This window comes from Mitsuokella sp. AF21-1AC (assembly GCF_003458855.1).
GTDB lineage: Bacteria > Bacillota > Negativicutes > Selenomonadales > Selenomonadaceae > Mitsuokella.
The window spans coordinates 52,563-78,872 of record NZ_QRVW01000010.1 but is presented as its reverse complement, the minus strand read 5'-3'; the positions used below and the strand labels follow the sequence as shown (position 1 = coordinate 78,872).

Below are 26,310 nucleotides of genomic sequence, written 5' to 3'. Positions count from 1 at the left end.
CAAATAAAAATAGCATAAGCCATTTCCGTTTTGTATAATGAAAGTGACGAAAAATCCACAACACAAACGGAGGGCTTATGCCATGAATATTGTAGCACATCATCATCGCTCCTGTGAACCAGTTTCTTCTCAGATCCTGAAATTCTTTGCGGAATTCCATGTCGGGCAAATCCTTCGCAGTTGTAATGCATATAAGCTGCGTGGCTTCAAGGTACTGTCCATCTTTCTGGTCGCATTTGAAGCAGCCTTTCATCATCGGTCCTTCTACCAGCAGAAGAAGGATGCTCCGGAATCCATCCCCTTTGAGCAGGACACCTTCTACCGCTTTCTGAACTCCTGTACCATCCATTGGCGCAAGTTCACGCTGCTCCTGAGCACGGCCATCATCCAGAAGGTTATTGCACCGCTGACGAGCGAATCCAGGAGGAATGTCCTCATCATTGACGATTCGGTGTTCAGCCGCAACCGCTCCAAGAAAGTGGAATTGCTGGCACGCGTCTACGACCATGTCAGTGGCACGTACGTGAAAGGCTTCCGCATGCTCACGCTCGGCTGGAGCGATGGGAATACGTTTCTGCCACTCAGCCACTGCTTGCTTTCATCTGCATCAAAGCGACAGCAATTGCAAGGTGCGTCAGCGGACATCGACCCGCGCAGCAATGGTGGCAAGCAGCGGAAACTGGCACAGCGCAAGGCCCCGGAGGTCGTCCTCGAATTGCTGAAGGAAGCAAAGGCCGCGCAGGTTCCTGCGCAGCACGTCCTGTTCGATTCCTGGTTCTGCTCACCGGCATCCCTGCACCAGATTCACGAGCTCGGCTATGATGTCATCGCCCGTGTCAAGAAAAGCGAGAAACTCCGCTTCTTTTTTCAAGGGCGCATGCAGGATGTCAAGATGATTTACCGGAATCAGAAGAAACGTCCGGGGCGCTCCACTTACCTGCTCTCCGTCCGGGCTGAAGCCGTCAAGGATGGCAAGCACTTGCCCGTAAGGCTGGTCTTCGTCCGTAATGCCTCTAAGAAGGGCGATTATCTCGTCCTGGTTACGACGGATCTCACCCTGTCAGAAAAGGATGTCATCCAGATCTATGGTAAACGCTGGAGCATTGAAGTCTTCTTCAAGATGTGCAAATCCTACCTGAAACTGGGAAAAGAAACGCGCTCGATTTCGTATGATGCCCTGACGGCGCATACTTCTATTGTCTTCGCACGCTATATGATGCTCGCGCTGGAACAGCGCCGCCAAGTAGACAAACGAAGCATTGGCGAATTGTTTTTTCTGACGATAGATGAACTGGAAGATTTGCGCTATCTGGACGCATTGAGTTTGTTGCTGGAACTTCTGATAAATTGCGCCAAGGAAGCCAATATTCTTGACGAAAAGCAGCTTAAGAAGTTGCTCAATCTGTTCCTGGCAAAACTGCCCGATTTCTGGGGAAGATGCCTAATACAGTGTGCATGATGCGATATTGATAGATGTCTGCAAACCTGATGGGGCCTTATCTTATGAGGGATTCAGGTGTGCGAAGTTTGAGTTCTATATTTTATTTAACAGTTATAAGCTCCTTCTGTCCTGCTGAAACGGGCTCTGCCGTTTCCTGCTTTGCCTTCTTTTTCTTCTGCTTCTTGGGATTGTAACGGTTCATCGCCACATCGACATCATCCGTCACGATGCATTCCACTGCGGGTTCCAGGTACTTGATTGCATCCTCGATCTTCTGCTGCCCTTCGTCAGAAAATGGTGCCAGCACGTGATTGACGACCGTCCAGCCCGGCAGCGGCCGGCCGATGCCGATGCGCACGCGCGCGAAATGCTCGTCCCCGACATGCGCGAGAATGGACTTGATGCCGTTGTGACCGCCCGCACTGCCCTTCTTGCGGATGCGGATGGTGCCCACGGGTATATCCATATCGTCGTGCACGACGATGAGATCCTCCGGCTCGAGCTTGTACCAGGAGAGCAGCGGTCCGATGGCGCGGCCACTCTCATTCATGTACGTCTGCGGTTTGACGAGCAGCACCTTCTGCGTGCCGATGCGGGCAGGAGCGACGAGCGCATCGAACTTCGCCTGCCATTCCGAGGCGGAGACGCCCAGTGCCTCCGCCAGCGCGTCGACAAACATAAAGCCCACATTGTGTTTCGTCCTGGCATACTCCGTTCCCGGATTGCCAAGGCCTGCGATGATTTTCATGCAATGATCCTCTTTCTATTATTATGAAACAAAACGTCAACAAACATTGTACCAATAAGTTTATCACATCGAAGCCATACTGTCAGCACCAAGACCCAGGTCACAAAGGCCCTTGCTTCCATAATGAAAAAACTGCTGCACAGCAAATGCCTGTGCAGCAGCCTGAAAGCCGATGAAAATCAGTCGTTGGCCGTCGGATCGCCAACCAAGAACAGGTAAGCGAGCACGACGATGCCGAGTGCGATGCGGTACCAGCCGAACGCCTTGAAGTCATTCGTCTTGATATAGCGCATCAGGAACTTGATGGACAAGACGGAGACGATGAATGCCGTGACCATGCCCACGACCATGATGACGATCTCAGCGCCCGTATAGTGGAAGCCGAACTTGACCATCTTGAGCGCGCTGGCGCCGAACATGACGGGGATCGCCAGGAAAAACGTGAACTCGGCAGCCACCGTGCGGCTCGTGCCGAAGAGCAGGCCGCCGAGGATCGTCGCACCGGACCGGCTCGTGCCAGGCACCAGCGAGAGCACCTGGAAGAGGCCGATGATGAGTGCCGTCTTGTAGTCGAGGCGGCGCAGATCCGTGATGCGCGGACGGCGATGCTTGTTGTAATTCTCGACGATGATGAACATGATGCCGTAGAAAATCAGCGTCGTCGCCACGACGAGAGCCGTCATGAAATGCTCTTCCATGTACTTGTTGAAGAGCAGGCCGATGACGGCCGCCGGGATGCAGGCTACGATGACCTTCATCCAAAGCTGTACGGTATCCCGCTTTTCCTGACGCGTCTTCCAGGACGAGAACGGGTTGAGTTTCTCGAAGCTCAGCACGACGACGGCCATGATGGCGCCGAGCTGGATGACCACAAGGAACATGTCCATGAACTGTTTTGTGACATTGAGCTTGATGAACTCATCAACCAGGATCATATGACCCGTACTCGATACCGGCAGCCATTCCGTCAGGCCCTCGACGATGCCCAGAATGATGGTTTTGAGCAAATCGGCAATACTTAAATCCACGTTTTTCTCCCCCTACGGTTTGTTTTCTTTGTTGCAGCATGTCCCATTATAGCACAGCTCCAAGGGCTATGCATGGAAATTTACAGGAATCATGCGGCTCTCAACCTTCTGTTTATGGCCCGAGTATAGCAAACCAAGGTAAACAGGACTTAAACAACGCGAAAAAAAGTGCATCCGGCCTTCCTCCCGCGGAAATGTGAGTAAATCACAGAAAACCTCCGTTCTTCCGACTATACTAAAAGCAACGATAACAAAGCACCGCTTTTCTCCAGCGCAGCGCTTGCAATACGATTTTCATATCGAAGCCATAGGAGGTTTTATCATGTCTGCCATCGTCATCACCAAAGAGAATTTCGAAGCCGAGGTCCTGAAGGCCAGCGGCACGGTACTCGTCGATTTCTGGGCTACCTGGTGCGGTCCCTGCCGCATGCTCTCCCCAATCGTCGATCAGGTTGCCGAAGAACGCCCGGAAGTCAAAGTCGGCAAGATCAACGTCGACGAACAGCCGGAACTCGCGCAGCAGTTCGACATCATGAGCATCCCGACGCTGCTCGTTTTCCGCAACGGCCAGAAAGTCAATGAATCTGTCGGACTCATCCCGAAGGAAAAGGTAGAGTCTCTGCTAAGCTGAAATCCCCATTCCCGTACACATTCCCATACTCCTGTCACAGAAAAGAGCCGTCCCCTGCACATATCGTGCTGCGGGGCGGCTCTTTTATCTGTCAATATTCTCCTGCGAGCTTCTTCAGCGCTTCTTTGTTGAGGATGCGCAGCCTGCCGCGCGCCGACTGCACCCAGCCTTCCTGGCCGAAATACTTGACGAGACGGCTCACGACCTCACGCGCCGTGCCCATGTAGCGCGCCATCTGCTCATGCGTCAGATGAATCTCATCCTGCTTCGTCTTCTCGCACTCCTCGAGCAAAAAGATTGCAAAGCGGCGGTCAGCCGAGAGGAACAGCACCTGCTGCATCTTGAACAGCATCTCCGACAGGCGGCCGGCTGCCATCTCGTAGCCATAGCAGCGCACGTAGATGTTGTTGTCAGCCAGGCGGCGGAACGAGGCGGCATCCGTGAGCAGCACATCCGTATCCTCCTCGGCATCGATGTAGACATCGAACGTCACGGCATCGAGCGTACAGGCTGCCGACAAGATGCCGATGTCGTCGGCAAACAGGCGGTAAAGCGTCACATCGCGCCCATCCTCCGACAGCGTGTAGACGCGCAGCTGCCCCTTCTTGACGAGCAGCACGCCGATGCAGTCAAATGGCCCGCGGTGCACCTGTGTGCCCGCCTCGTAATGGACGGCATGTGTATGCTCGTTCAGAAGGGCCTTCTCCTGGTCGCTCAGATGCGGCCAAAAATCAAAATGACGGATAAAGAGGTCCGTCGCATTCTTTTCTGCCATAGCAATCTATAAACCTCGCAATACCGGGACCTCCGGCCAGGGAACACGTCCAAAACACGTCCTGAGATAGAAAAATCCCGGCCACACGGGCCGGGATCCATTGCCTGCGCTTCCGAAAATCAGCGGAAGAGCTGGCTGACCGAACGATGGCTCTGGATGCGCATGATGACATCGCCTAGGGCATCAGCCAGCGAGAGGACGACGATCTTGTCGGACTGCTTCTCTGGCGGCAGCGGAATCGTATCCGTGATGACGAGCTTCTCAATTGGAGACTCGTTGATGCGCTGGACTGCCGGATCGGACAGGATGGCATGGGAGCAGGAAGCGAAGATGCGCTTGGCACCGCGTTTCTCGAGTGCGCGGGCGCCTTCGCAGAGGGAGCCGGCCGTATCGACGATATCATCGATGATGATGGCAGTCTTGCCCTCGACATCGCCGATGAGGTTCATGACCTCAGCGCAGCCCGGACGCGGACGGCGCTTCTCGATGATGGCGATCGGTGCCTGCAGGTGATCGGCGAGGATGCGCGCACGCGTTACACCGCCGAGATCCGGCGAGACAACGACGACATCTTCGAGCTTCTGCGTACGGAAATAGTTCGCAATGACCGGGGCAGCAGCCAGATGATCGACAGGGATATCAAAGAAGCCCTGGATCTGACCGGCATGGAGGTCAACCGTTACGACACGAGTTACACCAGCCGTGGTCATGAGATTTGCCACGAGCTTTGCGGAAATCGGCTCACGGCCGCGCGTCTTGCGATCCTGACGAGCATAGGCATAATACGGGACGACAGCCGTGATGCTGTGTGCCGAAGCGCGCTTGCAGGCATCTGCCATGATGAGCAGCTCCATGAGGTTATCATTGACTGGATAAGACGTCGGCTGGATGATGAAGATATCCTTGCCGCGGATGCTCTCACTGATCATGACCTGCGTCTCACCGTTGTTGAAATGACCGACATATGCATCGCAGAGGTTCACGCCAATGTGATCGGCAATCTTCTTCGCCAGATCCGGGTTTGCGTTACCGGTCAGGATGCATAAGTTTCCAGTGTCTAAAGCCATTTTGTAAAAAACCTCCAAATCCTTACATGTACATCTCTCTGCCGGAAGAGCAGGCTGGAACCTGCCTTCCTTCTTTTATCAGTATAACACGATTGGACAAAAAAGGACATATGGACTTGAAATTTGCCCATTTCTTTTTTCCCTGCGCGTCTTCCTGCCCCGTTATCTCACAGGTTCTCGCGGATTCTCACTGATCGCGCTTGTCACTCCATCTCTCGATCGTGGTCTGGCGGGCGCGGGCAATCGTCAGCTTGCCGCCCGGTGCCGTCTTCGTGATCGTGGAGCCCGCCGCGATGTAGGCACCGTCTTCAAGCGTCACCGGTGCGACGAGATTCGAGTTGCAGCCGACGAAGACATTGTCGCCAATCTTCGTGCGGTGCTTGATCTTGCCGTCGTAATTGACCGTGATCGTGCCGCAGCCCATGTTGACATTCTCGCCCATGTCGCAGTCGCCGATGTAGGAGAGATGCGGCAGTTTCGAGCCCTTGCCGATGTTTGAGTTCTTGACCTCGATGAAGTTGTCGATCTTGACGCCCTCAAAGAGATGCGTATTCGGGCGCAGATGGACGAACTGGCCGAGCTTGACATCATCATCAATCTGGCACTCGTGCGCGTAGACGAACTGCCCCGTCACGCGGTTGCCGCATTTGACGTCCTGGAAGCGGACATTCGGGCCGAGCTCGCATTCCTCACCGATGACCGTGCCGTGCTCGAGCCAGGTCCCCGGATAGAGGATCGTGTCGCGGCCGACGACGACATCGTCATCAACATACGTCGTATCGGGGTCCATGATCGTGACGCCCGCTGCCATGAGCTCCTCATTCTTGCGGCGGCGCAGGATCTTTTCGGCACCTGCGAGCTGCTGGCGCGAATTGATGCCGAGCGTATCCTCATAATCATCGGCAGCGACGGCCCAGATCTTCTCGCCCTTCTTCTTGAGGATCTCCAGCACATCCGGCAGGTAATACTCACCCTGTGCATTGTCGTTCGTGACGTGCGAGAGTGCTTTAAAGAGGTCGCGGGCGGCAAAGCAGTAAATGCCGGAATTGACTTCCTTCACCTGGCGCTCCTCTTCCGTCGCGTCCTTGTGCTCGACGATTTTCTCGACCGAGCCGTCTGCCGAACGGATGATGCGGCCATAGCCCGTGGCATCGGGCATGATGGCCGTCAGCACCGTCGCCTTGGCACCGGCTGCGACATGTTCTTCATAGAGCTTCTTGAGCAGCGCCCCAGTCAGAAGCGGCGTATCGCCGCAGAGGACCATGACCGTGCCCTGCTCATCCTTCAGGAGGTCTGCCGTCTGCAGGACGGCATGGCCCGTGCCGAGCTGCTCCGTCTGCGTGACGAATTCCGCCTGGTCGCCGATGGCTGCGCGCACTTCGTCGCCGCCAAAGCCCGTCACGACGATATTGCGCCTGGCACCGGCCGCCTTGGCTGCATCGATGACATGCTGCAGCATCGTCTTGCCGCCGGCCTTGTGCAGGACTTTCGGCAGCTTCGATTTCATGCGCGTACCCTTACCGGCCGCGAGGATTACCGTTACTAAATCTGACATGTTTCAAACGACTCCTATCTAAAATAATGTTTGGTTATGCCTTGACGCACACGTCTTGTCCGCAGGATTACTTGCGGCCCGCATGCGCTCTCTTCTTGGCTGCAAGGGCTTCCTGCTGCTTCTTCTGGGCGTCCATGGCCTTCAGCAGGGTCTTCTCCGAATTCTCCATATGGTGCTCGGCAGCCTTGCGGGCTGCACGGTCATCGCCATTGGCAATCGCTTCCACGATGGCCCGGTGCTCGTCGAGCGTGGCCTCGAGGCGGCCGGGATACGACATCGAGAGCGTGCGGAAACGCGTGAGCTGATCGCGCAGATTCGAGATGATGCCGACGAGGCGGTTGTTGCGTGCCGCATGATAGAGGAGATCGTGGAACTCGATATCCGTTTCGACAATCTTGTCCATGTCCCCTTCTTTGATGTAACCGCCGATGATGACGAGCAGGCGCTGCAGATGCTCAAGCTCGTCCTCGGTGATGTGTTCGGCCGCCAGCCCGTTCGAGAGCGATTCGAGCGCCGTACGGATCTCAAAGATCTCATTGATGTCGCGGATGGACATATCGGCGACGTATGTGCCGCGGCGCGGCATCATGACCACATAGCCCTCGAGCTCAAGCTTGCGGATGGCCTCGCGCACAGGCGTGCGGCTCACACCGAGTTCCTCGGCCAGCTTGATTTCCATGATGCGCTCACCGGGTTTCAGGATGCCCTTGCGGATGGCATCACGCAAGGACTCGCAGACGACTTCGCGTAACGGTTGATAGCTGTCTAATTTAATCGGAGCTAATCTCTGATCCATAATGGTTCCCTCAATTCTAAACGTAATCTTCCTGGGTCGTATGGCAGACGAACACGTCTGCATCAGTCTTTTCTCTGAGCGCTGCGGCCAACCGTTCTGCCGCCTCTCTCGTCTCCAGCAGGCCAAAGACCGTCGGCCCGCTGCCCGACATCATACTCGCCAGAGCACCCTGCTGCATCATCTGTTCCTTATACGCGGCGATGACAGGATACTGTTTTATAGTAACACTTTCGAGGACATTGCACAACAACGGCGCAAGCTCCTCCCTGCTGCCTGCAGCAAGGGCCCGGCACATGGCATCGTTGTCCGGATGGCGCGCGGCCCCCTCGGCATCGTAATGCTGATAGGCCCAGGCCGTCGATACGGAAATCGGCGGCTTGGCGAGCACGACCCAAAACGCAGGGACAGGCGGCAGGCGCCTCAGGACCTCGCCGCGCCCCGTGGCCAGCATCGTGCCGCCGCGCACGCAGAACGGGATGTCCGAACCAATCCTGCCGGCGAGCTCACAGAGCTCTTCGACGGAAAGCCCGAGCTCATAGAGCGCATTGACGCCGCGCAGCACAGCCGCCGCGTCGGCGCTGCCGCCCGCCAGCCCCGCTGCCATTGGAATGCGCTTCGTAAGATGGATCCGGACACCTCCCTGTACCCTGCTGTGCGCAAGCAGCAGGGCCGCCGCGCGATACGCGAGATTCTTGTCGTCAGCCTTGAGCCATGGCACGTCGATCAAGAGCTCAATGCCTTCTGGAATCCGTTCCAGTTGCAGCGTATCATGAAGGCTCACCGATTGCATGACCATGGAGACTTCATGGTAGCCATCGGGGCGCTTGCCCAAGATGTCAAGCGTCAGGTTGATTTTCGCCTCACCATTTATCGTAATCAATATCCCACTTCCTTCATCCATACCGAAATAAGCTGTCCTACATTATTATATGGAATATGCTTTATGTATTCAACATACATTGTGCTTTCCCCTGCCTCCATCGGCGGGCAATCGCACATCTGCACCGTTTTTTTTGCAGGTGATGGCTTTTACCGGACAGCTCGCCTCGCAGAGCCCGCAGCCGCTGCAGGCCAGTGCCGAGACGTACAGCGTCTTCGGCATGCCCTCCGGCTGACGCATCGAGAGAGCGCGCTCAGGGCAGAGCACCGTGCAGAGGCCGCAGGTGTTGCAGGCCGATGAAATCGTGAGCTGCGGGAAGAGTTCGCCAGGTTCACCGCCCTGTGCGGCAATCCAGAGCGCGGAATCAAAGGCATACAGCTTCGTCTGCTGTGCTTCAGCCAGGGTCTGCAGTCCTTCCGTCGCCGAATGGAAAAGCGAGCGAAAAAAATTGCGGCGTTCTACGACGGGGGCTGCCGGCGCCTGTTCACGCGGATGGACCCTCACGAGACGAATGGGCGGCAGGCCCTCCTTTGCCAGGGCCTGCTGACAAGCAGCAATCTCCTGCTCGAGCCAGTGAAAAACGGCCGGGCGGCAAGTTTCGCAACGCGAGATATCGATGGCGAGCTCACGCTCGCGCGTCAGCGACCAGAGAAGCCTTCTGTTCAGAAAGCCCAGGCAGGAAGGTGCCGCCTCCTCCACCCGGCGGCACATGAGCACCTGACGAGTCAGATGACGGGTCCTCGCAAGAGCCCCCGCACAATCATCGGTCCCCGCAATGGCCCCCGCGGGACAAACGGCCTGGCAAAGCCCGCAGTCATCACATTTCTTCGGATCTATCACATGCTGATGAACGGCTCCCTGCGGGCAGATGGCCTCACAAGCATCGCACTGCCCTTGTGCATAGCGCACGAGGCAGCGGTTCAAATCAATCGTTCGCATTTTCTCTATGACTCCTGTCCTTCATTTTGAACCCTATTATACCATAACTGCATAGCTGACTGCAGAAAAAATGGTGTTTATCAGCGATAATAGTTTTCTTTTAAAAATTACTTGCCGCTTCCATTGTTTCCGTCTGACTTTTGCGATATAATACAAACATAAGCCTGATTCATCCCAAAATAATCAAAGGAGGCTATTTCAATGGAAGCACTGATCCTATCACGATGGCAATTCGCCATCACAACCGTCTACCATTTCCTCTTCGTCCCCGTAACACTGGGGCTCTCGATTTTCGTGGCCCTGCTCGAGACGTGTTACGTGCGGACGAAGCGTCCCCAGTGGAAGGCCGCGTCACGCAAGCTCGTGAAATTCTTCGGCACGCTCTTCATCATCAATTTCTCGATGGGCGTTGTCACCGGTATCGTACAGGAATTTCATTTTGGCATGAATTGGTCGGAATATTCCCGCTTCATGGGCGATATTTTCGGCGCCCCGCTGGCACTCGAAGCCCTGACCGCCTTCTTCCTCGAGTCCACGTTCCTCGGCATCTGGATCTTCGGCTGGGACAAACTCTCAGAAAAGGCACACTGCATCTGCATTTGGATTGTGGCCTTCGCGAGCAATCTGTCTGCCTTCTGGATTCTCGTCGCCAACTCCTTCATGCAGCATCCGGTCGGCTACACCCTCAACAACGGCCGCGCCGAGATGACGGATTTCTTTTCTCTCGTGACAAATCACTACATCCTCGGCGAATACTCGCATACGCTCTTCTCGGCCATCGCCACGGCCGGCTTCCTCGTACTGGCCGTCTCTGCCTGGAAGGTGCTGCATGACGAAGTATCCCGCGCCGCCTTCACGCAGACGCTCAAAGCCGGCGCCATCTACATGCTCGTCGGCCTCTTTGCCACCATGGGCAGCGGCCACATGCATGCCCAGTACCTCGCTCAGGCCAACCCCATGAAACTCTCCTCTGTAGAGGCACTCTGGGAAACGGCTGATCCGGCTCCGTTTGCTATCGTCGCCGACATCGACGAGGAAAGCCACAGGAACAACATGGAGATCACCGTACCGGGCGCCTTCTCCTTCATGCTCTACAATACACCGACGGGTGCCGTCAAGGGCATCAATCAGCTGCAGCAGGAATACGCCGCGACGTATGGCCCCGGCGAGTACCGTCCGGATGTGAAGGGCCTCTTCTGGAGCTTCCGCCTCATGATCGGTATCGGCGGGCTCATGATCCTTTTAGGCCTCATCACGCTCTACCTCACCTGGAAGAAGCGTCCGCTGGCCTGCCCGCTGCTCCTCAAGGTACTGCCGTGGCTGCTGCCGCTTCCTTACATCGCCAACTCCGTCGGCTGGTACATCGCGGAAGCCGGACGTCAGCCCTGGATTGTCGTTGGCCTGCAGAAAACGGCTGAAGCCGTTTCGCCGAATCTCACGGGTACGGATGTCTGGATCACGATGATCGGCTTTACGGTGCTCTACCTGCTGCTGGCCATCGTTGCCTTCTGGATTGCCATCCGCTTTGTCCGCAAGACCCGCATCGCAATGGAAGGGAGGGACGCATGATGGATCTCAACATTCTCTGGTTCATCCTCATCGTCGTACTGTTCACCGGTTTCTTTTTCCTCGAAGGCTTTGACTACGGTGTCGGCGGACTGCTGCCCTTCCTCTCCTCGCGGGAAGAGGACCGCGGCGTCATCCTGCGCACCATCACGCCCGTATGGGACGGCAACGAAGTCTGGATGATCACGGCGGGCGGCGCGCTCTTTGCGGCCTTCCCGCACGTCTACGCCACGATGTTCTCGGCCTTCTACCTCGCACTCTTCCTGATGCTCGTCGCCCTCATCCTGCGCGGCGTGGCCTTCGACCTGCGCGGCCGTCAGGAATCGCCCTGCTGGCGTCGCTTCTGGGACGGTGCCATCTGCTTCGGCAGCGTCGTGCCAGCCTTTCTCTGGGGCGTCGCCGTCACGAATCTCATCGCCGGTCTGCCCATCAATGCCCAGATGAACTACATGGGCGGTTTCTTCGACCTGCTGTCGCTCTACACGATTGTCGGCGGCCTTGCGTTCCTGTTCGTCTTCCTGTTCCACGGCGCTGCCTTCCTGACGCTGCGCCTCAAGGACACGGGCCTCATCCTGCGCTGCCAGGCGCTCGCACTCAAAGTCGGCGTCACCGCTGCCATCTTCTTCGTGCTCTGCATGCTGCTGACCTTTGAACACACGGACCTCTTCCAGAGCCCGCTGGCAGCCGTCGCCCTCTTTGGCGCCGCCCTGCTCTTCGTCATCGCTCTTCTGAGCATGAACCTCGGCAAGGGCAAGGCCAGCTTTATCCTGAGCTCGCTGGCCATCGTCGCCACGACGGTCGCCTTCTTCGCCGGCCTCTTCCCGCGCCTCATGGTTTCGAGCCTGAACCCGGCGTGGAGCCTGACGATCACGAACGCCTCCTCGTCGCCTTATACGCTCTCCGTCATGACAGTCGCCGCCGGCATCTTCGTGCCGATTGTCCTTCTCTACCAGATCTGGTCGTATTACATCTTCCGCAAACGCGTCACGCCCAAGGATGCCGAAGAGCATTATTGAGCCGTCCGGAAGACACGACCTCACCATGAAACAACGATTATGAATATGAAGCAGACCTTTCTTTTCAAAGCCCTGCATGAGCAAACGCATACGAGAAACCAGCTGTTCCTCACGGAGCTCCTGCGCGCCATGGCCGTTCTCGGTGCCTGCGGGGCTGCCAGCCTGGCCATCGACCAGGTATTTCTCGGAAAGGGAAGCCTTACGGAAACAGCACCAGTCCTCCTGGTGCTGTTTCTTGTACTCGGGCTTCTCCATCTCCTGGCCCTGCGTCAGGATCATCTGCTGCAGGGCCTGTCTGCAGCGCTGCGCCATGACGTGCGCCATCGTCTTCACCTGCGTCTTCTGTCGCCGGAAGGACAAACGGACCGCAGCTTCCGCCGCCAGCTGCTGCCGCTCGCACTCGAGAGCACGGATGCCCTCGATGCCTGGTTCACGAAGGTCCTGCCCGTCGTGCTCGGCATCCTCGTCGCCATGCCCTGCCTGCTGATTGCCGCCTTCTTCATCGATCCGGTCACGGGCCTCCTGATGCTCATAACGGTCCCCATCGCGCCCTTCCTGCTCTACCTCATCGGGCGCGTGACAAAAGAGGCGAGCCAGCAGCAGTGGCGGCAGATGAACCGCTTCTCCTCAGGGCTCGCCGAGATCCTGCGCGCGCTGCCCACGCTCAAGCTCTTTGCGCGCGAACGGGACGAACGCCGCCGCGTCAGGATGCTCAGCCAGGAATTTGCGCAGGCGGCGCTGCGCGTCCTGCAGCTTTCCTTTGTCTCGGCATTTGCCCTCGAGCTCATCACGACACTGGCCATCGCCATCATTGCCGTGAGCATCGGGCTGCGTCTGCTCTACGGCCAGCTGACGTTCACGGCAGCATTCTTCGTGCTGCTCTTGACGCCGGAATTCTATCAGCCTCTGCGCCTCTCCGGCACGGCTTTCCACAGCGGCATGACGGCCTTCACGGCCGAGCAGGCCCTGAGACCGTACTGCCTGACGCGGGGACCGGCACCGGCCGCAGACAAAGGCAGCTGCCCCGCGGGCTTCGCCCTTGCTGCGCAGGATCTTTCCTTCCGCTATGCGGGCAGTCCGCTCCCCCTCATGAATGGCGTACATATTGCCGTCAAGCATGGCGGCATGACCGTTCTCCACGGGCCGAGCGGCTGCGGCAAGACCACGCTCATCCGCCTGCTCGCGGGCCTGCTGATGCCGGAGGCGGGAACAATCCTGCGCCGGCAGACATCTGCCGACGGCTGGAGCTATGTGCCGCAGGAGCCCCATCTGTACAACGGCACGCTGCTCGAAAACGTCACGCTCTTTCACGAAGAGTACCGTGAAGATGACGCCCTGCAGGCACTTCGGCGCCTTGACCTGACGGATATGGTGCGGGGCCTGCCGCAGGGACTTGACACGCCCCTGGGTGAAGGCGGGCAGAGCCTCTCGCAGGGACAGCGCAAGCGCCTGGGGCTCGCCCGCGTCCTCCTGCAGGACCGCCCGCTCCTGCTGCTCGATGAGCCGACGGCGGCACTCGATGAAGAAACGGCCGCCATCATCCGCGCTGCACTGCTCTCGCTGCGCGGCTCGCACACGCTCTTTGTCATCAGCCATGACGAAGCGCTGCAAAAAGCTGCCGACCAGCTGCTCGCATGGGATGATATCACCGGCGAGAACGATACCCATCAGGAAGGAGATGCATGCATATGAGAAAACTCCTGCAGCTGACCTCCCTCCCAGAGTTCCTGCCCGTCCTTCTGGTGAGCCTCATCGCTCTCTTCACGGGACTGGCGCTGCTTGGCGCCTCGGCCTGGCTCGTCGCCTCGGCCGCACTCATGCCGCCCTTGTACACGCTGGCACTCGGCATCACCACCGTGCGGGCCTGCGGCATCGGCCGCGCCGTCTTCCGCTATGGCGAACGCTATCTCTCGCACCGCATGGCCTTCCGCATTCTGACGGAAATCCGGCTCTCTCTCTACGACCGGGCAGCTTCCATCCTGCCGCTGCGCAGCGGCCCCGCCCGTCAGGGAGAATTCCTGCACGACCTCCTGACAGGAGCCGATGAACTGCGCGACTTCTACGTCCGCTCCCTGCTGCCCGTACTTGCCATCGGCCTCGTCACGGCACTTGCCACCTGGCTGCTCGCGCGCGTACTCGGCTGCATCGCCCTGCTGCTGCCCCTGCTCTACCTCCTGCGGCTCGTACTCGCCTGCCTCCGCCGGCCCGCCGAAGAAGACCAGCGTCGTGCGCTTGACGCCGCCTACCGCAGCGCGCTCCTTGATGTCAGTGCCGGTGCCGACGAGCTCATCCGGGCGGGATCCGGGCCCGCTGCCAGACTTCTCGCAAGAAACGCCCAGGCCCTGCTGCAGGGGGATACCCGTCTTGCACGCGGCGATGCGCGGCGCGATGCCGGCGCCAATCTTCTTGATACCGCCGTCCTGCTCACCCTGCTTGCGCTGCTGATCCTCTGCGTCACGCAGGATAAGCTGAGTGGCATCGACCTCTGCGTCTGGTTCCTGATCCTGCAAACCCTGCTCGTCGAATTCCGCACGCTGCCCGAAGCCGTGCGCCAGGGACGGTGCAGCCTGGCAGCCGCCTCCTGCCTGCCCGAAAAACGGCAGACGCCTGACGGCGATGACGACTCCCGCCCGGATCATGTACCGGATGCGCCTGCCGCTTCGACAGACGGGCCCATCCTTGCCGCGCAGGGACTCGCCTTTTCCTACCGTCGGGGTCAGGATCTCCTGCACGATCTTTCCTTTGCCATCCGCCCCGGCCAGCACACCGCCATCATCGGAGCCAGCGGCTCCGGCAAGACCACGCTCGCCTATCTCCTGCTCGGCGTCTGGCCGCCCGACGCGGGAACGCTGCTGCTGCATGGAACATCCTGCCAGCACATTTCCCATGACGTGCTTCATACGGCCATCGCCGCACTGCCCCAGGGCAGCGTCCTGTTCGCCGGATCCATGCGCGAGAATTTCCAGCGGTACCGCCCCGCGTGCAGCGAAAGCGACATGCGTGCGGCACTTGACACGGCACAGCTCACGGACCTCGTAAAACAGCTGCCGCAAGGCATCGATACGCCGCTCGGCGAAGATGCCTGCGGCCTCTCCGGTGGCCAGCGCAATCGCCTGCTGACAGCCATCGCCATCGCGGGCAAAGAGCCCGTCATCCTGCTCGATGAGCCGACCTGCGGCCTTGACCATGAGACAGCCGGGGCTCTCCTGACGAACCTTTTCGCCAGAGTCAAAAAGACCGGCCAGACCCTGCTCGTCATCACGCATGAACGCGAGATCCTAAGGGACTTCCCGCAGATCATCGAACTCAAAAAGTGACAAATAAAAATGAGCCGCTGCAAAGCTTCCCGGCCTGCAGCGGCTCATTTTGTCTGCTCATTTCATTTCGGTATCGTAGTCGTGCCCCTGCACCATGCGGTGCGGACGCGGTACAAAAGCGGGATTGATGACGCTCTTTTTCGCGTCGTACTCCGGCGTGCGGATGTCCAAGAGATCCAGAAGCGTGTGGATGAAATCATCCGTCATGTACGGGCGGTTCACCGCCGCCTGGAGTGCCTGCCACTTCTCAGGGTGATGCGCGCGGTAGGCAGGCGACGCCCAGAAAATCATCGGCACCTCGAGCGTCTCCTTCGTCGGATGCTCCTCGACGTGGCCCGAGAAACTGCCATGGTCGTACACGGCCTCCCCATGGTCGGGGATGTAGACGACCAGCGCATCCTTATCGGCAAACTTGCCCATGAGGCTCGTCACGACGAAATCATTGTAGAACAGGGCGTTCTCGTACTGCGCGATCTCCGTGCGCTTCTCCAGGGACAGCGTATCCTGCGGCGGCGGCACGTCATCGGCCGTAAACTTCGAGAACAGATACGGGAACCGCATGTAATAGAGGCCGTGGCCGCCCATCAGGTGGATGACGTAGAAATTCTTGGCAGCCGGCTGCGCGAGCACCTCATCGACGAGCGGGAAAAGCGCCTCATCGTAAATGCCGTTGTCCTCATGCGATTCACGCAGCCGCGTAAAGCGGCTGTAATGACTGCGGCCGGCAAAGAGCTGCGCCACATTGCCCCAGATGCCCGAGCTCTCCTGATTAGAGAGCCAGTACGTCCGGTAGCCCGCCGCCTTCATGACATCGATCATGTTGTTGTATTCATACCAGGGTTTTGACGAATCCATGTCCGCGAACGTCAAAAGCTTGCGCAGGACGGCCACGGTCGCCGCCTCCGGGCTAATTGTATCCCGAAAGACCGCGAGCTCCCCCTTGGCTGCCAGCTCATCGAGATTCGGCGTGTTCTCGAGCGGATAGCCGTAGAGATGCATGCGGGCGCGGTTCGTCGACTCGCCGAGGATGAAGACCACATACGGCGTATCACTGCGGTTCTCCGTGATTTCCACATCACTCGCCGCCTCGTTCTTGAGCTTCTCGAACGCCTGGATGTTCTCGACGGAGGTTGTGGCCGCCCGGCTCACGCGCACGACGGGCACATCGAGCGAATCGTTGATGATAAACGAATAATACTCCGAAAGCAGGATGGTCCCCGCGAGCAGCGACGCCAGGAACACGAAGGGCAGCGCATGCGAGAGGCGATGGCGCGACAGAAAAGGAATCCGGCACCTACCCAGGCGGCGGTAGATGAATACACCGGCCGCCACGAGCAGGATGGAGGCCGCCACGCCCTGCCACCCCATGTACATGCGCAGGAACTCACCAGCCTCCCGCGGATTCGTCTGCAGGACAGCCGTCACGATGCCCGCGCCGATGAGCGAGCTGTACTGCACGATGGAAAAGAACTCCAGGCCTCCGAGCAGCAGAGACAGAAAAAACGACGCCGCGAACAGGAACCGCCGCAGCCGCCGCACGGGAATGAAGCCCAGCACGAGGATATAGAGCAGCACCCCGCCGAGCAGGAACACGGCATCGGCCGCGAGCACGCCGAGCTGCTCCCCCTTGTACATATGGATATTGAGCCAGGCAATCGGCGCCAGATTCAGCACGTACAGGACTGCCAGCAGTCCCGCTTCGTGTTCCGCGATATGCGTGCCGCGCGCCCAGGCCCGCAGCAAAAAACGTTTCAAGGCAGGCACATTCCCAAACCTCCTACAAAGATGATATAATTGAATATTATACCATAAATTCAGGAGGTTTTTTCATGACACAAGATGAATTTCATAAGCTTGTCCATTTCGTAATGGATTCGCCGGCTCATCCGCCCGAGAAACTCTTCATCGGCGGTATGGACAGCTGGCATGCCCGCGCCCGCCTCGCCCACTTCCTCGCCATGAAGGGCATCGACAAGACAAAGGAAGCCCTTGAACTCTTCCACAGTGTCGTCGACGCGGACATCGACGACGAGAAGGCCGAGGATGTCGAAGAAAAGGTCTTCGCGCTGCAGCGCCTGAGCTCGCTCGAAAAAGAGCTCGGCCAGCATGACGATGCCCTGCGCCATATCGACCAGGCCATCGAACTTGCAGAATCGACCGATTTTCTCTACAAGTACATCCTGCGCGGAGAGCTCTGGGCTGACCGCTGGAACCTCATGCACAAGATGAACATGACCAAGGAAGCCGAAGCCGAGGTCGATGAGCGCATTGAAGCCTACAAGGACATCCCTATCCACCACAACAGCTACCTTTATTACGGCTACCGCTTCAAGGCACAGCTCTCCGCCGAACGCGGCGTTACGCTTGTAGCCAAGGACTACATGCACATGGCCCTGCACGCCATGGAGATCCCGAAGGAATACGAGGCCGGCCTTGAGAAGGCCTTCGCCGCCACGCACGACAACGCGTCCTGGATCCTGACCGAAGTCGACAAAGCCACGCCGAACCCCGACAATCTCCACTGGGATATCTGAACAAAGCTATGCATCTGTTCGCTGATTTCAGGTATCTTATTGAAAAAATCGGCAATATAACGGCCATGGAGCCCGTCTGATTCCGCCAGATTGGGCCTCGTGGCCTTTTTTGTCAAGCCATGAGACTTTACGAATCGATACAAATGTACTATAATTGTAACATAATATCAAATTTTTAAGGCAATTTACGCCATGATGTCACATAGATTTTAAGGGGGAACTCCTATTGATCAGCAGTATGAGAACGTTTATGACCGCCACATTCCTGATGGGCTGCGTACTCGTTACCGGCACCGCAGCCGCCTCGCCTGTCAAGCCAGCAGCCGTCTCCGCAGCCAGCCTGCCGGATGCCGCCGCAGCAAGCACTGTACCGGCCGCTGCACCTGCCGATTCTCATCCTGCTTACCAGCGTTCCGCACGCCGCGCACAGATGACGCGCAAGATTGCGCCTCTCTCTCCGATCACGCCGACAATGCCGGTCACGCCCGCCACGCAGCTCCCCTCGATCCTCGCGCCGCATGACGGCGATGCCACGGCTGCGGCCTATGCCGTCCGCAATGATTTTGGCAAGAGCAACCTGCACAAATGGAGCAGCGTCTACGGCATGGATACATCATGGGACGAGAACGACGTGACCGATACCGCACATCTGCAGAGCTCGACCGTCGCCTTCCTCGACACTTTGAACGCCGAAGCCCGTGCGGCCGGCGTCTCCTTCGTCATCACGGGCGGTGCCGAGCGCGGCTACCATGCCCACGGCACGTATTCCCATGAGAACGGCTACAAGGTCGATATCTCCGATGACGGCGTCTACGCGGGCACGACAGCCTACCGCGTGCTGCTCGAGGCGCTCGCCCCCTACAAGCATCACCTTTCCCACGAATGGAACAACAACCACTTCGACATCACGATCTACCCCGCTGACTATACGGGGTCCTACTCCGGCGCCAACCACGGCACCGAGGATGATGACGAATAACATACAACATACGGTACAGCCATAAAAAACATGCGCCCGGTCAAAGCTCCCTGACCGGGCGCATGTTTTTTCATGAGCGCATATTCATTCTTTCTGCACGGGAATCGCGATCTCCGTCACGAATTCCTCGCGGCTGTTCGTCAAGCCGTAATCGATAAGCGTCACTTCCTGCGCGGAGCCTGTCACCTGCCAGCCCTGCGCTGCGAGGAACGCCATGAGGCGGCGGTACTCCTGCGGCGCCTCATGGTGACTGCCCCGGAAGCACACGACGGCGTAATCGGCAGCCGGCAGGACCTCCACCGCCCCGTGATAATCATCGGCTTCATCGAGCAACAGGAAAATACCGTCGTACTGCTCGTAACGGCCCCGCACCAAGGACTCCTGCGCAAGACTCAGGCCAATCTTGCCAAGAAAAACCAGCGGCTCCTGCTGCTCCCGCTCCAGTTGGCGAATCGGCAGCTCCATATCCTGCGAGGCGGGCTGACGCAGACTCTCGCGCAGCCAGGCCATGCGCAGCGGTCCGCGTCTGACCAGCCGGATCATATCGAGCGGCTCCCGCTTGGCTTCCCGCAGGCGTTCCAGCCGCCGGCTGATCTTCTGCCCGATGCGCTGCCACTCCCGAATCTTTTCCTCGACTGCCTGCTGCTGGCTCTGCAGCAGGGCCTCCATGCGGCTCACATCCTTGTGCCGGAGAAAATCGGCAATTTCAGTGAGCGGTGTATCGAGCGCACGCAGATAGCGAATCGTATTGAGCGTCTCAAGCTGACGCGGACCATAATACCGGTAACGGCTCAACGGGTCGGTGTACTCCGGCTGCAAAAAACCGAGCTCCTCATAGTGCCGCAGGCTGCTGACGCTGATATGGCACAGCCGCGCCACCTCGCCGATGCGCAGCAGATCGCCGCGCTCCGCCTGGCAGGCACTCTCCTTCTTCTCAACTGGCATGGAGTTCCTCCTTTCCGGCCTGATGCTCTTTCCGCCGCAAATAAGCAAAGGCCAGCAGACAGATAGCGACCGAGACGAGCGAGCCCGAAACCGTCGCGAGTCCCATGGGGAACAGTGTCGCCGGGAACCACACCGACGTCAGGTACACCAGCGGGATGCGCGTCGACACGATGGAAACGACATTGTGCAGGAAGGAAAGTTCCGAGCGGCCGCAGGCACAGAAGTAGCCGCTGAAACTGAAATGGACGCCGGCAAAGATCGTATCGAAGACGTAGCCGCGGAAATAATCGGCACCGGCCGCCACTACCGCTGCATCCGAAGTGAAGAGGGCCACGGCCTGCGGCGCGAGGATCTGCACGACGGCAGCCACGAAGACGCCGTATCCCACCGTGATGCGCATGGCGTAATGCAGTGTCTTTATGGCTTGCTCGCCCTTGCCGGCACCGATATTCTGTGCGCCGAGGGCCGATACCGTCGAGAGCATCGACGAGGGCACGAGGAAAATGAAGCTGATGATCTTCTCCACGATGCCCACGGCGGCTGCATCGGTGAGGCCACGGCCATTGGCGATGACCGTGATGACGAGGAAGGCAATCTGAATGAAGCCATCCTGCAGGGCAATCGGCACACCGATACGTAAAATGCCGCCCATGACCGCCCGGCAGGGCTGGAAGGCCTGACGAGTGACCCAGGCGCCGAGCTCATCCCGCTTCATGAAGAAGATGCCGAGCAGGACGCTGGCAGCCTGCGAAATCGTCGTGCCGAGTGCCGCACCGGCGGGCCCAAAATGGAAATACCCCATGAAGAGATAATCGAGCCCGATGTTGACGAGACAGGCCGCCAGGATGATATACATCGGCGTCCGCGCATCGCCGAGTCCGCGGAAAATCGCACTGATGATGTTGTACGCCGTGATGAACGGGATGCCGATGAAGCAGATCCAGAGATAGGCCTCCGTACCTGCGACGGCTTCCGCCGGCGTCGCCATCCAGCCCGTGATATCCGCGGTCAGATGGACAAGCATCAGGGAGAGCACGAATGAAACGACGAGGAACAGGACCGTCGTATTGCCGATATTCCGCGCCACGCGCTCCCGGTCCTCCGCCCCCACCGCCTGTGCGATGCAGACCGTCGTGCCCATCGCGAGGCCGACGATCATGACGGTGATCATATGCATGACCTGGCTGCCCACCGATACGGCCGTGATACTGGCAGCCCCCTCGAACTGACCGATGATGAAAAGATCCGCCATGCCATAAAGCGTCTGCAAAAAATACGAGAAAAAATATGGCAGTGAGAATAGTCCGATATTCTTCAAGACACTGCCTGTGGTAAAATTCCTGACCAAGATTCAACCTCCACCCCATTCCTCGACAGTTAGCGGGATACATGCCATTCCCGCGTTCTCCTCCATGATAAACGCTACAACCATAATAGAGTCAAGACAATTATCCCGTCAAGATGCAAAAAACTGCTTCACCCTGCCAGTTCCCTTGTCTGACAGATGTGAAGCAGTTTTGATGTGCCAAAGCCCGTTGATTTTAGGAATGCTCCTCGGGATTCTGCAGCGGATGATGGTTCATGAAGCGCTTGAACGCAATGCCCGGCTCGCTGAAGCCGCGGCCCATGACCTCGCTGGCCGGCACGATGAGCATGAAGGCATGCGGGTCAATGGCGTGCGCAATCAGCTTGATCTTGCTGACCTGCGTGAGCTTGACGACGACAAAGACGACATTGCGCTCCTTGCGCGTGAATGCACCCTGCCCGTGCAGGAACGTGACGCCGCGTCCGACCTCCATGATGCCGTCGGCAATCTGGTTGGAATGGTCCGAGATGATCAGCACGGCCTTGCGGCTGTTGAAGCCCGCGATGACCTTATCTGTGACCATGCCGTTCATATACATGCAAATGAGCGTGAACATCGCCGGCGCCACGCCGAACAGGAACGCCGCCACGCACATAATCATGCAGTTGAACGCGAAGATGACGCCGCCCATATTGAGCGAATAATACTTCTTGGCAATCGCACCAACGATATCGAAACCGCCCGTGCTGCCATTCATGCGGAAGACGATGCCGTAGCCGATGCCGTTGAATACACCGCCGAAGATGGCCGCCAGCATGACATCATTGACCGGCGCATACGCATTGAGAAAGCGCGTGAGGTCCAGGCACAGGGAGAAAATGCCCGTGCCGATGATGACATCGATCGTATAGCTGCGCCCCATCGTCTTCCAGGCCGTCGCCAGAAGCGGGATATTGTAGAGGAACGTCTGCAAGCCGATGGGCAGCTGCGTCAGATAGTAAACGATAATGGCAATGCCCGTAGCACCGCCCGTCAGGAGATGAGAAGGAACGAGAAAAAGATTGATGGAGCAGCTGGCGATCAGACAGCCCAGCGTGATGCCCAGATACCGCAGCGCGCGATGATGCATCATCTTCATCGTCACCACCATTACGATTCATCTCCCTTCAGCACGACGGCCTTATCTTTCGGCAGGCGCGACGTATCGATTTCCTTTTCGGCAATGCGCCAGTCGAGCGGGCCTTCCTCCGTCTCACCCGCAATCTCCCACTGCTCGGCTTCCTCATCCGTCAGCGGCAGCGACGTGATGCGCATCCCGGTCAGATAGCCCTGCTCGGCATCGACTGTCAGCACCAGCCGGTCGTGCGGATGGCCCTCGCGCGCGTAGACATAGCAGATTGCACCATCGATCATCTGGCGGTCTTTTTTGCCATACGTCTGCCGAATCCAGTACGAGGTCGCACCAAAGCGAATGCCGTCACGTGCCTCATAGCGGTCATCGCCGACAACAATGTCCACGACCTTGCCCGTCCTGCGGCTCACCGCCGCCTCATCGTGGTTCTTGAACGTATAAACCTTCACGGGCACGCCCTGACGCGTGATTTCTTTATCAAAGAGCGGCGTGCCGAATTTTTCGAGCAGCTGCGCTTCCGTATCCCCCAGGGACACCCCGCGGCAGGAAAAATCCGCCTCCTCGACCTTGCCGGCTGCCTCCGCCGGCAGTGCTGCCACCACCAGGATCAGCAGCAGAAACAGGGCGGTCACGCCCCGGATCAGCCGTAATCTCATCGTAATATCCTCCCGTTACAAATTATCAGTGGCTCAAAAAGCAAAATTGCCCTGATGGAAAATGGGCACCTGCTGCCCGCTGCGCGTCGTGCCGACGATCTCCAGATCCGCACTGCCGATCATGAAGTCCTCATGCACGAGGGAATCATTGACACCATGCTGCAGAAGCGTCACGCTGTCCATCTTCTCCCCGCCCTTGAGGCAGGTCGGATACGCCTTGCCGAGTGCCAGATGACAGGCGGCATTCTCATCGAACAGCGTGTTGTAGAAGAGCACGCCGCTCCTGGAGATGGGCGAATCAAACGGCACGAGCGCCACCTCGCCGAGATAGCGCGCCCCCTCGTCCGTATCGAGCAGTCCCTTGAGGATATCGGCCCCCTTCTCCGCGCCGAAGTCCACGACCTTGCCATCGCGGAAGACAAAGTGGAAGCCCTCGATGAGGTTGCCGTCGAAATTCAGCGGCTTCGTCGCATAGACCACGCCGTTGACGCCATCGCGCTTCGGCAGCGTGTAGACTTCCTCCGTCGGCATGTTGGCCGCAAACATCACGCCGAGTTCCGATTTCTCGGCACCGCCGGCCCAGATATGGCCCTCCGGCAGTTCAATCGTGAGGTCCGTGCCGAGAGCGTTCGTGTAATGCAGAAACTGGAAATCGTGGCGGTTGAGGAAATCCGCCGCCCGATGCAGGAAATCGATATGCTCGCGCCAGGCAGCTACTGTGTCGATGCCTTCGCCCACGCGGACCGTCTGGAAGATCTCCCGCCAGAGACGCGCGACGGCCTCTTCCTCGCCAAGCTGTGGGAATACCTTGCGCGCCCAGGACTTCGTCGGCACCGACACGACGCACCACGTATTCCGGTTGTTCATCAGGCGTGCGCGGTACTCAAGAAGCGCCGCCCCAGCCGCCTGATTCGCGAGCTTGAGCTTCTCGGCATCGATGTCCTGGAAAATCTCGGGATTGCGCGCCGCAATCGACACAAAGGCTGCACCCTGCTCGGCGTAATCCGTAAAGAACGCCCGGCGCCACTCGGGAAACTCCGTGAAAAGCTGCTTATCGCCCTCCGCATAGCGGATATGCGCGAGCTCTTCATCGCCCCAGCTCACCACGACATCATGCGCACCGGCCGCAAACGCTTCTTTTGCAATCGTGCGCGCAAACGCCGCACACTCGATTGGCGACTGGATCACGAGAATCTGGTCCTTCTGCAGATTGACACCCACGCGCACGACCAGCCGTGCATACGAGGTCAGTAATTCCTGGTTCATGATATATTCCTTTCCATTCTTTATCATTATCTCAGCCATCAAACTTCATCCGTATCAAAGAGCAGCGTGACCGGGCCATCGTTGACCGAAGCGACCTGCATCTCCGCCCCGAACTCCCCGTGCTCGACGTGGAAGCCTTTGGCGCGCAGATCCGCCATGAAGCGCTCATAAAGAGGCTCCGCAAGCTCCGGCTTCGCCGCATGCGAAAAGCCCGGGCGGCGCTTCTTGAGATCCGCATAGAGCGTGAACTGCGAAATGACGAGGAACGCCCCGCCCACCTGATCAATGCTCTTGTTCATCTTGCCCGCTTCATCCGAAAAGACCCGGACATGGGCGACCTTCTCCGCCAGATGGTCGCAGACCTCCTCCGTATCCTCAGGCCCCACGCCCAGGAGCACGAGGAATCCGTTCTCGATCCTGCCGCGAACCGTCCCCTCGATGGTCACGCTCGCGGACGTCACACGCGTCACGACCGCCTTCATTTGATTCCCTCCATATACGGTGCGACGAAATCGCGGATCGTCGCGAAATACTTTTTCTGATCCTGCTGGCTGGCCGCCGCATGCACGGCTCCCGACACCATCAGCAGCTGCTTCTGTGGAGCCGTCGAGGCATCGTAGAGCTGGCGGGCCATCTCAGGCGGCACGAGCGTATCCTTATCGCCATGGATAAAGAGCGTCGGGATCTTCGCGTGCTGCTCCGCCACGAGCGGCGAAGCCTCATGCAGGCTGAAATCCGTCTTGGCCTTGCAGCGCCAGTCGAGCAGATTCATCGCCGGGAAAGACGGCAGGCCAAAGGACGACTCGAGCTGATACGCGAGCAAATCGTACGCATCCGTATAGCCGCAGTCTTCCACGCAGGCCACGACATTTTGCGGCAGCTCCGGCGCAGCCGAGGCCATCATGACGGAAGCCGCCCCCATCGAGACACCGTGCAGAATGATCTTCGCATCGGGGTCCGTGCGGGCAATCTTCTTCGCCCAGTCGACAAGGTCGCGGCTCTCGCGATATCCCATCGTCAGATAACGTCCCTCGCTCGCGCCCGAAGCCCTGAGATCCGGCGTCAGCACCTGATACCCGCGCGCAAGATAATTCGCCGCGATATACCACGAATTCTGCTGCGTGCAGCCATATCCGTGCGCCACGATGACCCAACGGTGTCCGTCCTGCCCCGGCGAAAAACGCGTGGCCTTGAGCATGAGGCCGTCAAACGACGTCAGCTCCCACTCCTCGGACGGATAATCCGGCTTCGTGAACTGCCGAGCCTCCGGCGGCATCAAGAGTGCATACGCCTTCGGCGGCTCCTGCGGATTCTCCGCCGTCCCGCGTTCCAGGCCGAAATGCACAAAGTAATTGCCAACAAAATATCCTGCCCCAACAACCATCGCCGCCACCACGATGACCGCCGTCAAAAGACAGGATACAAGAATCTTCTTCATCGCTAGTATACCCTTTCCAGAAAAATTTTTCCACAAATTCACGCAAAAAATCATACAACGACCATTATAGCATCGAATTCTGTACTGTGCCGGAAAATCGAAAATTTTTCTTCAGGACCTCTTCTACCGCTGTGCGGTCCCCCTTCTCCGGGGATGCCCCCGGCATCCCGCGCTTTGCGCCCGTGCGCGGGGCTGCGACGCTTGTAAAGACGCATAATCAAGTGTTGTTCTTTTCCGTCAGTCCATGGACCTCTTCCACTGCTGCGCGGTCCCCCTTCTCCGGGGATGCCCCCGG

24 protein-coding genes are annotated in these 26,310 nt (G+C 58.4%); 8 read left to right on the top strand and 16 right to left on the bottom strand.

The annotated features are described in order from the left end of the window. Positions 1–82 precede the first annotated feature (82 nt). A complete protein-coding gene (locus tag DWX75_RS05445; protein ID WP_118015318.1) occupies positions 83–1,459 on the top strand; it encodes a transposase in 1,377 nt (458 codons plus the stop codon). An 82-nt stretch (positions 1,460–1,541) separates the two neighbouring features. On the opposite strand, the gene pth is transcribed toward DWX75_RS05445, so the two are convergent. Then, positions 1,542–2,189, bottom strand: a complete 648-nt coding sequence (pth, locus tag DWX75_RS05440; protein ID WP_118015317.1) for an aminoacyl-tRNA hydrolase — start codon at positions 2,187–2,189, stop codon at positions 1,542–1,544. Between the two features lie 179 nt (positions 2,190–2,368). Next, a complete protein-coding gene (locus DWX75_RS05435; protein ID WP_118015316.1) occupies positions 2,369–3,217 on the bottom strand; it encodes an undecaprenyl-diphosphate phosphatase in 849 nt (282 codons plus the stop codon). Positions 3,218–3,539: 322 nt separating this feature from the next. On the opposite strand from DWX75_RS05435, the gene trxA reads away from it, so the two are divergent. Further along, the gene (gene trxA, locus DWX75_RS05430) at positions 3,540–3,848 is read left to right on the top strand and encodes a thioredoxin (protein ID WP_118015315.1); all 309 of its coding nucleotides are present in this window, start codon (positions 3,540–3,542) and stop codon (positions 3,846–3,848) included. 91 nt (positions 3,849–3,939) lie between these two features. Here trxA and DWX75_RS05425 read toward each other — a convergent pair whose 3' ends face one another. The 6 genes from DWX75_RS05425 to DWX75_RS05400 all read right to left on the bottom strand — a co-directional run bounded on the left by DWX75_RS05425 (position 3,940) and on the right by DWX75_RS05400 (position 9,860). Beyond that, positions 3,940–4,623, bottom strand: coding sequence for a Crp/Fnr family transcriptional regulator (locus DWX75_RS05425; RefSeq protein ID WP_118015314.1), 684 nt, complete (start codon positions 4,621–4,623; stop codon positions 3,940–3,942). 119 nt (positions 4,624–4,742) lie between these two features. After that, positions 4,743–5,690: a ribose-phosphate pyrophosphokinase gene (locus DWX75_RS05420; protein WP_118015313.1), complete on the bottom strand. Its 948-nt coding sequence runs from the start codon at positions 5,688–5,690 to the stop codon at positions 4,743–4,745. 187 nt (positions 5,691–5,877) lie between these two features. Further along, positions 5,878–7,245 carry a bifunctional UDP-N-acetylglucosamine diphosphorylase/glucosamine-1-phosphate N-acetyltransferase GlmU gene (gene glmU, locus DWX75_RS05415; protein WP_118015312.1) on the bottom strand — a complete coding sequence of 456 codons (1,368 nt, stop codon included), beginning with the start codon at positions 7,243–7,245 and terminating at the stop codon, positions 5,878–5,880. 67 nt (positions 7,246–7,312) lie between these two features. Next, positions 7,313–8,041: a GntR family transcriptional regulator gene (locus tag DWX75_RS05410; RefSeq protein ID WP_118015311.1), complete on the bottom strand. Its 729-nt coding sequence runs from the start codon at positions 8,039–8,041 to the stop codon at positions 7,313–7,315. A gap of 16 nt (positions 8,042–8,057) precedes the next feature. Beyond that, positions 8,058–8,921, bottom strand: a complete 864-nt coding sequence (gene ispE, locus DWX75_RS05405; protein ID WP_199497525.1) for a 4-(cytidine 5'-diphospho)-2-C-methyl-D-erythritol kinase — start codon at positions 8,919–8,921, stop codon at positions 8,058–8,060. A gap of 69 nt (positions 8,922–8,990) precedes the next feature. Then, the gene (locus DWX75_RS05400; protein WP_118015309.1) at positions 8,991–9,860 is read right to left on the bottom strand and encodes a 4Fe-4S binding protein; all 870 of its coding nucleotides are present in this window, start codon (positions 9,858–9,860) and stop codon (positions 8,991–8,993) included. A gap of 201 nt (positions 9,861–10,061) precedes the next feature. Here DWX75_RS05400 and DWX75_RS05395 point away from each other — a divergent pair, with 201 nt between their 5' ends. From DWX75_RS05395 to cydC, 4 genes are read left to right on the top strand one after another with little or no spacing between them, the layout of a single operon-like run. Beyond that, complete coding sequence (locus tag DWX75_RS05395; protein ID WP_118015308.1) at positions 10,062–11,429, top strand: cytochrome ubiquinol oxidase subunit I; 1,368 nt, start codon at positions 10,062–10,064, stop codon at positions 11,427–11,429. After that, the gene (gene cydB, locus DWX75_RS05390) at positions 11,429–12,442 is read left to right on the top strand and encodes a cytochrome d ubiquinol oxidase subunit II (RefSeq protein ID WP_118015307.1); all 1,014 of its coding nucleotides are present in this window, start codon (positions 11,429–11,431) and stop codon (positions 12,440–12,442) included. Before DWX75_RS05395 ends, cydB begins: the two co-directional genes overlap by 1 nt. A gap of 39 nt (positions 12,443–12,481) precedes the next feature. Beyond that, positions 12,482–14,134 (top strand): ABC transporter ATP-binding protein/permease, encoded by a 1,653-nt coding sequence (locus tag DWX75_RS05385; protein ID WP_118015306.1) that lies wholly within the window; start codon positions 12,482–12,484, stop codon positions 14,132–14,134. Then, positions 14,125–15,759, top strand: a complete 1,635-nt coding sequence (gene cydC / locus DWX75_RS05380; RefSeq protein WP_118015305.1) for a thiol reductant ABC exporter subunit CydC — start codon at positions 14,125–14,127, stop codon at positions 15,757–15,759. Before DWX75_RS05385 ends, cydC begins: the two co-directional genes overlap by 10 nt. A gap of 57 nt (positions 15,760–15,816) precedes the next feature. On the opposite strand, the gene DWX75_RS05375 is transcribed toward cydC, so the two are convergent. Then, entirely contained in the window at positions 15,817–17,523 is a 1,707-nt protein-coding gene (locus tag DWX75_RS05375) for a phosphoethanolamine transferase (RefSeq protein WP_233519485.1), read from the bottom strand. 65 nt (positions 17,524–17,588) lie between these two features. On the opposite strand from DWX75_RS05375, the gene DWX75_RS05370 reads away from it, so the two are divergent. Together DWX75_RS05370 and DWX75_RS12110 are read left to right on the top strand one after the other, a co-directional pair. After that, entirely contained in the window at positions 17,589–18,293 is a 705-nt protein-coding gene (locus DWX75_RS05370; RefSeq protein ID WP_118015303.1) for a tetratricopeptide repeat protein, read from the top strand. 250 nt (positions 18,294–18,543) lie between these two features. Further along, complete coding sequence (locus DWX75_RS12110) at positions 18,544–19,272, top strand: hypothetical protein (RefSeq protein WP_199497524.1); 729 nt, start codon at positions 18,544–18,546, stop codon at positions 19,270–19,272. A gap of 84 nt (positions 19,273–19,356) precedes the next feature. On the opposite strand, the gene DWX75_RS05360 is transcribed toward DWX75_RS12110, so the two are convergent. The 7 genes from DWX75_RS05360 to DWX75_RS05330 form a co-directional block, all read right to left on the bottom strand. Continuing rightward, positions 19,357–20,217, bottom strand: coding sequence for a MerR family transcriptional regulator (locus DWX75_RS05360; protein WP_118015302.1), 861 nt, complete (start codon positions 20,215–20,217; stop codon positions 19,357–19,359). After that, positions 20,207–21,565: an MATE family efflux transporter gene (locus tag DWX75_RS05355; RefSeq protein WP_118015301.1), complete on the bottom strand. Its 1,359-nt coding sequence runs from the start codon at positions 21,563–21,565 to the stop codon at positions 20,207–20,209. Before DWX75_RS05355 ends, DWX75_RS05360 begins: the two co-directional genes overlap by 11 nt. Positions 21,566–21,758: 193 nt before the next feature. After that, entirely contained in the window at positions 21,759–22,673 is a 915-nt protein-coding gene (locus DWX75_RS05350) for a YitT family protein (RefSeq protein WP_233519484.1), read from the bottom strand. Then, the gene (locus tag DWX75_RS05345; RefSeq protein ID WP_118015300.1) at positions 22,673–23,311 is read right to left on the bottom strand and encodes a hypothetical protein; all 639 of its coding nucleotides are present in this window, start codon (positions 23,309–23,311) and stop codon (positions 22,673–22,675) included. The genes DWX75_RS05350 and DWX75_RS05345 overlap by 1 nt, the downstream gene beginning before the upstream one ends. Positions 23,312–23,344: 33 nt before the next feature. Then, a complete protein-coding gene (locus DWX75_RS05340; protein ID WP_118015322.1) occupies positions 23,345–24,577 on the bottom strand; it encodes an aminopeptidase in 1,233 nt (410 codons plus the stop codon). Positions 24,578–24,615: 38 nt separating this feature from the next. Further along, complete coding sequence (gene dtd, locus DWX75_RS05335) at positions 24,616–25,059, bottom strand: D-aminoacyl-tRNA deacylase (RefSeq protein WP_118015299.1); 444 nt, start codon at positions 25,057–25,059, stop codon at positions 24,616–24,618. Continuing rightward, entirely contained in the window at positions 25,056–26,015 is a 960-nt protein-coding gene (locus tag DWX75_RS05330; protein WP_118015298.1) for an alpha/beta hydrolase, read from the bottom strand. The genes dtd and DWX75_RS05330 overlap by 4 nt, the downstream gene beginning before the upstream one ends. Positions 26,016–26,310 lie beyond the last annotated feature (295 nt).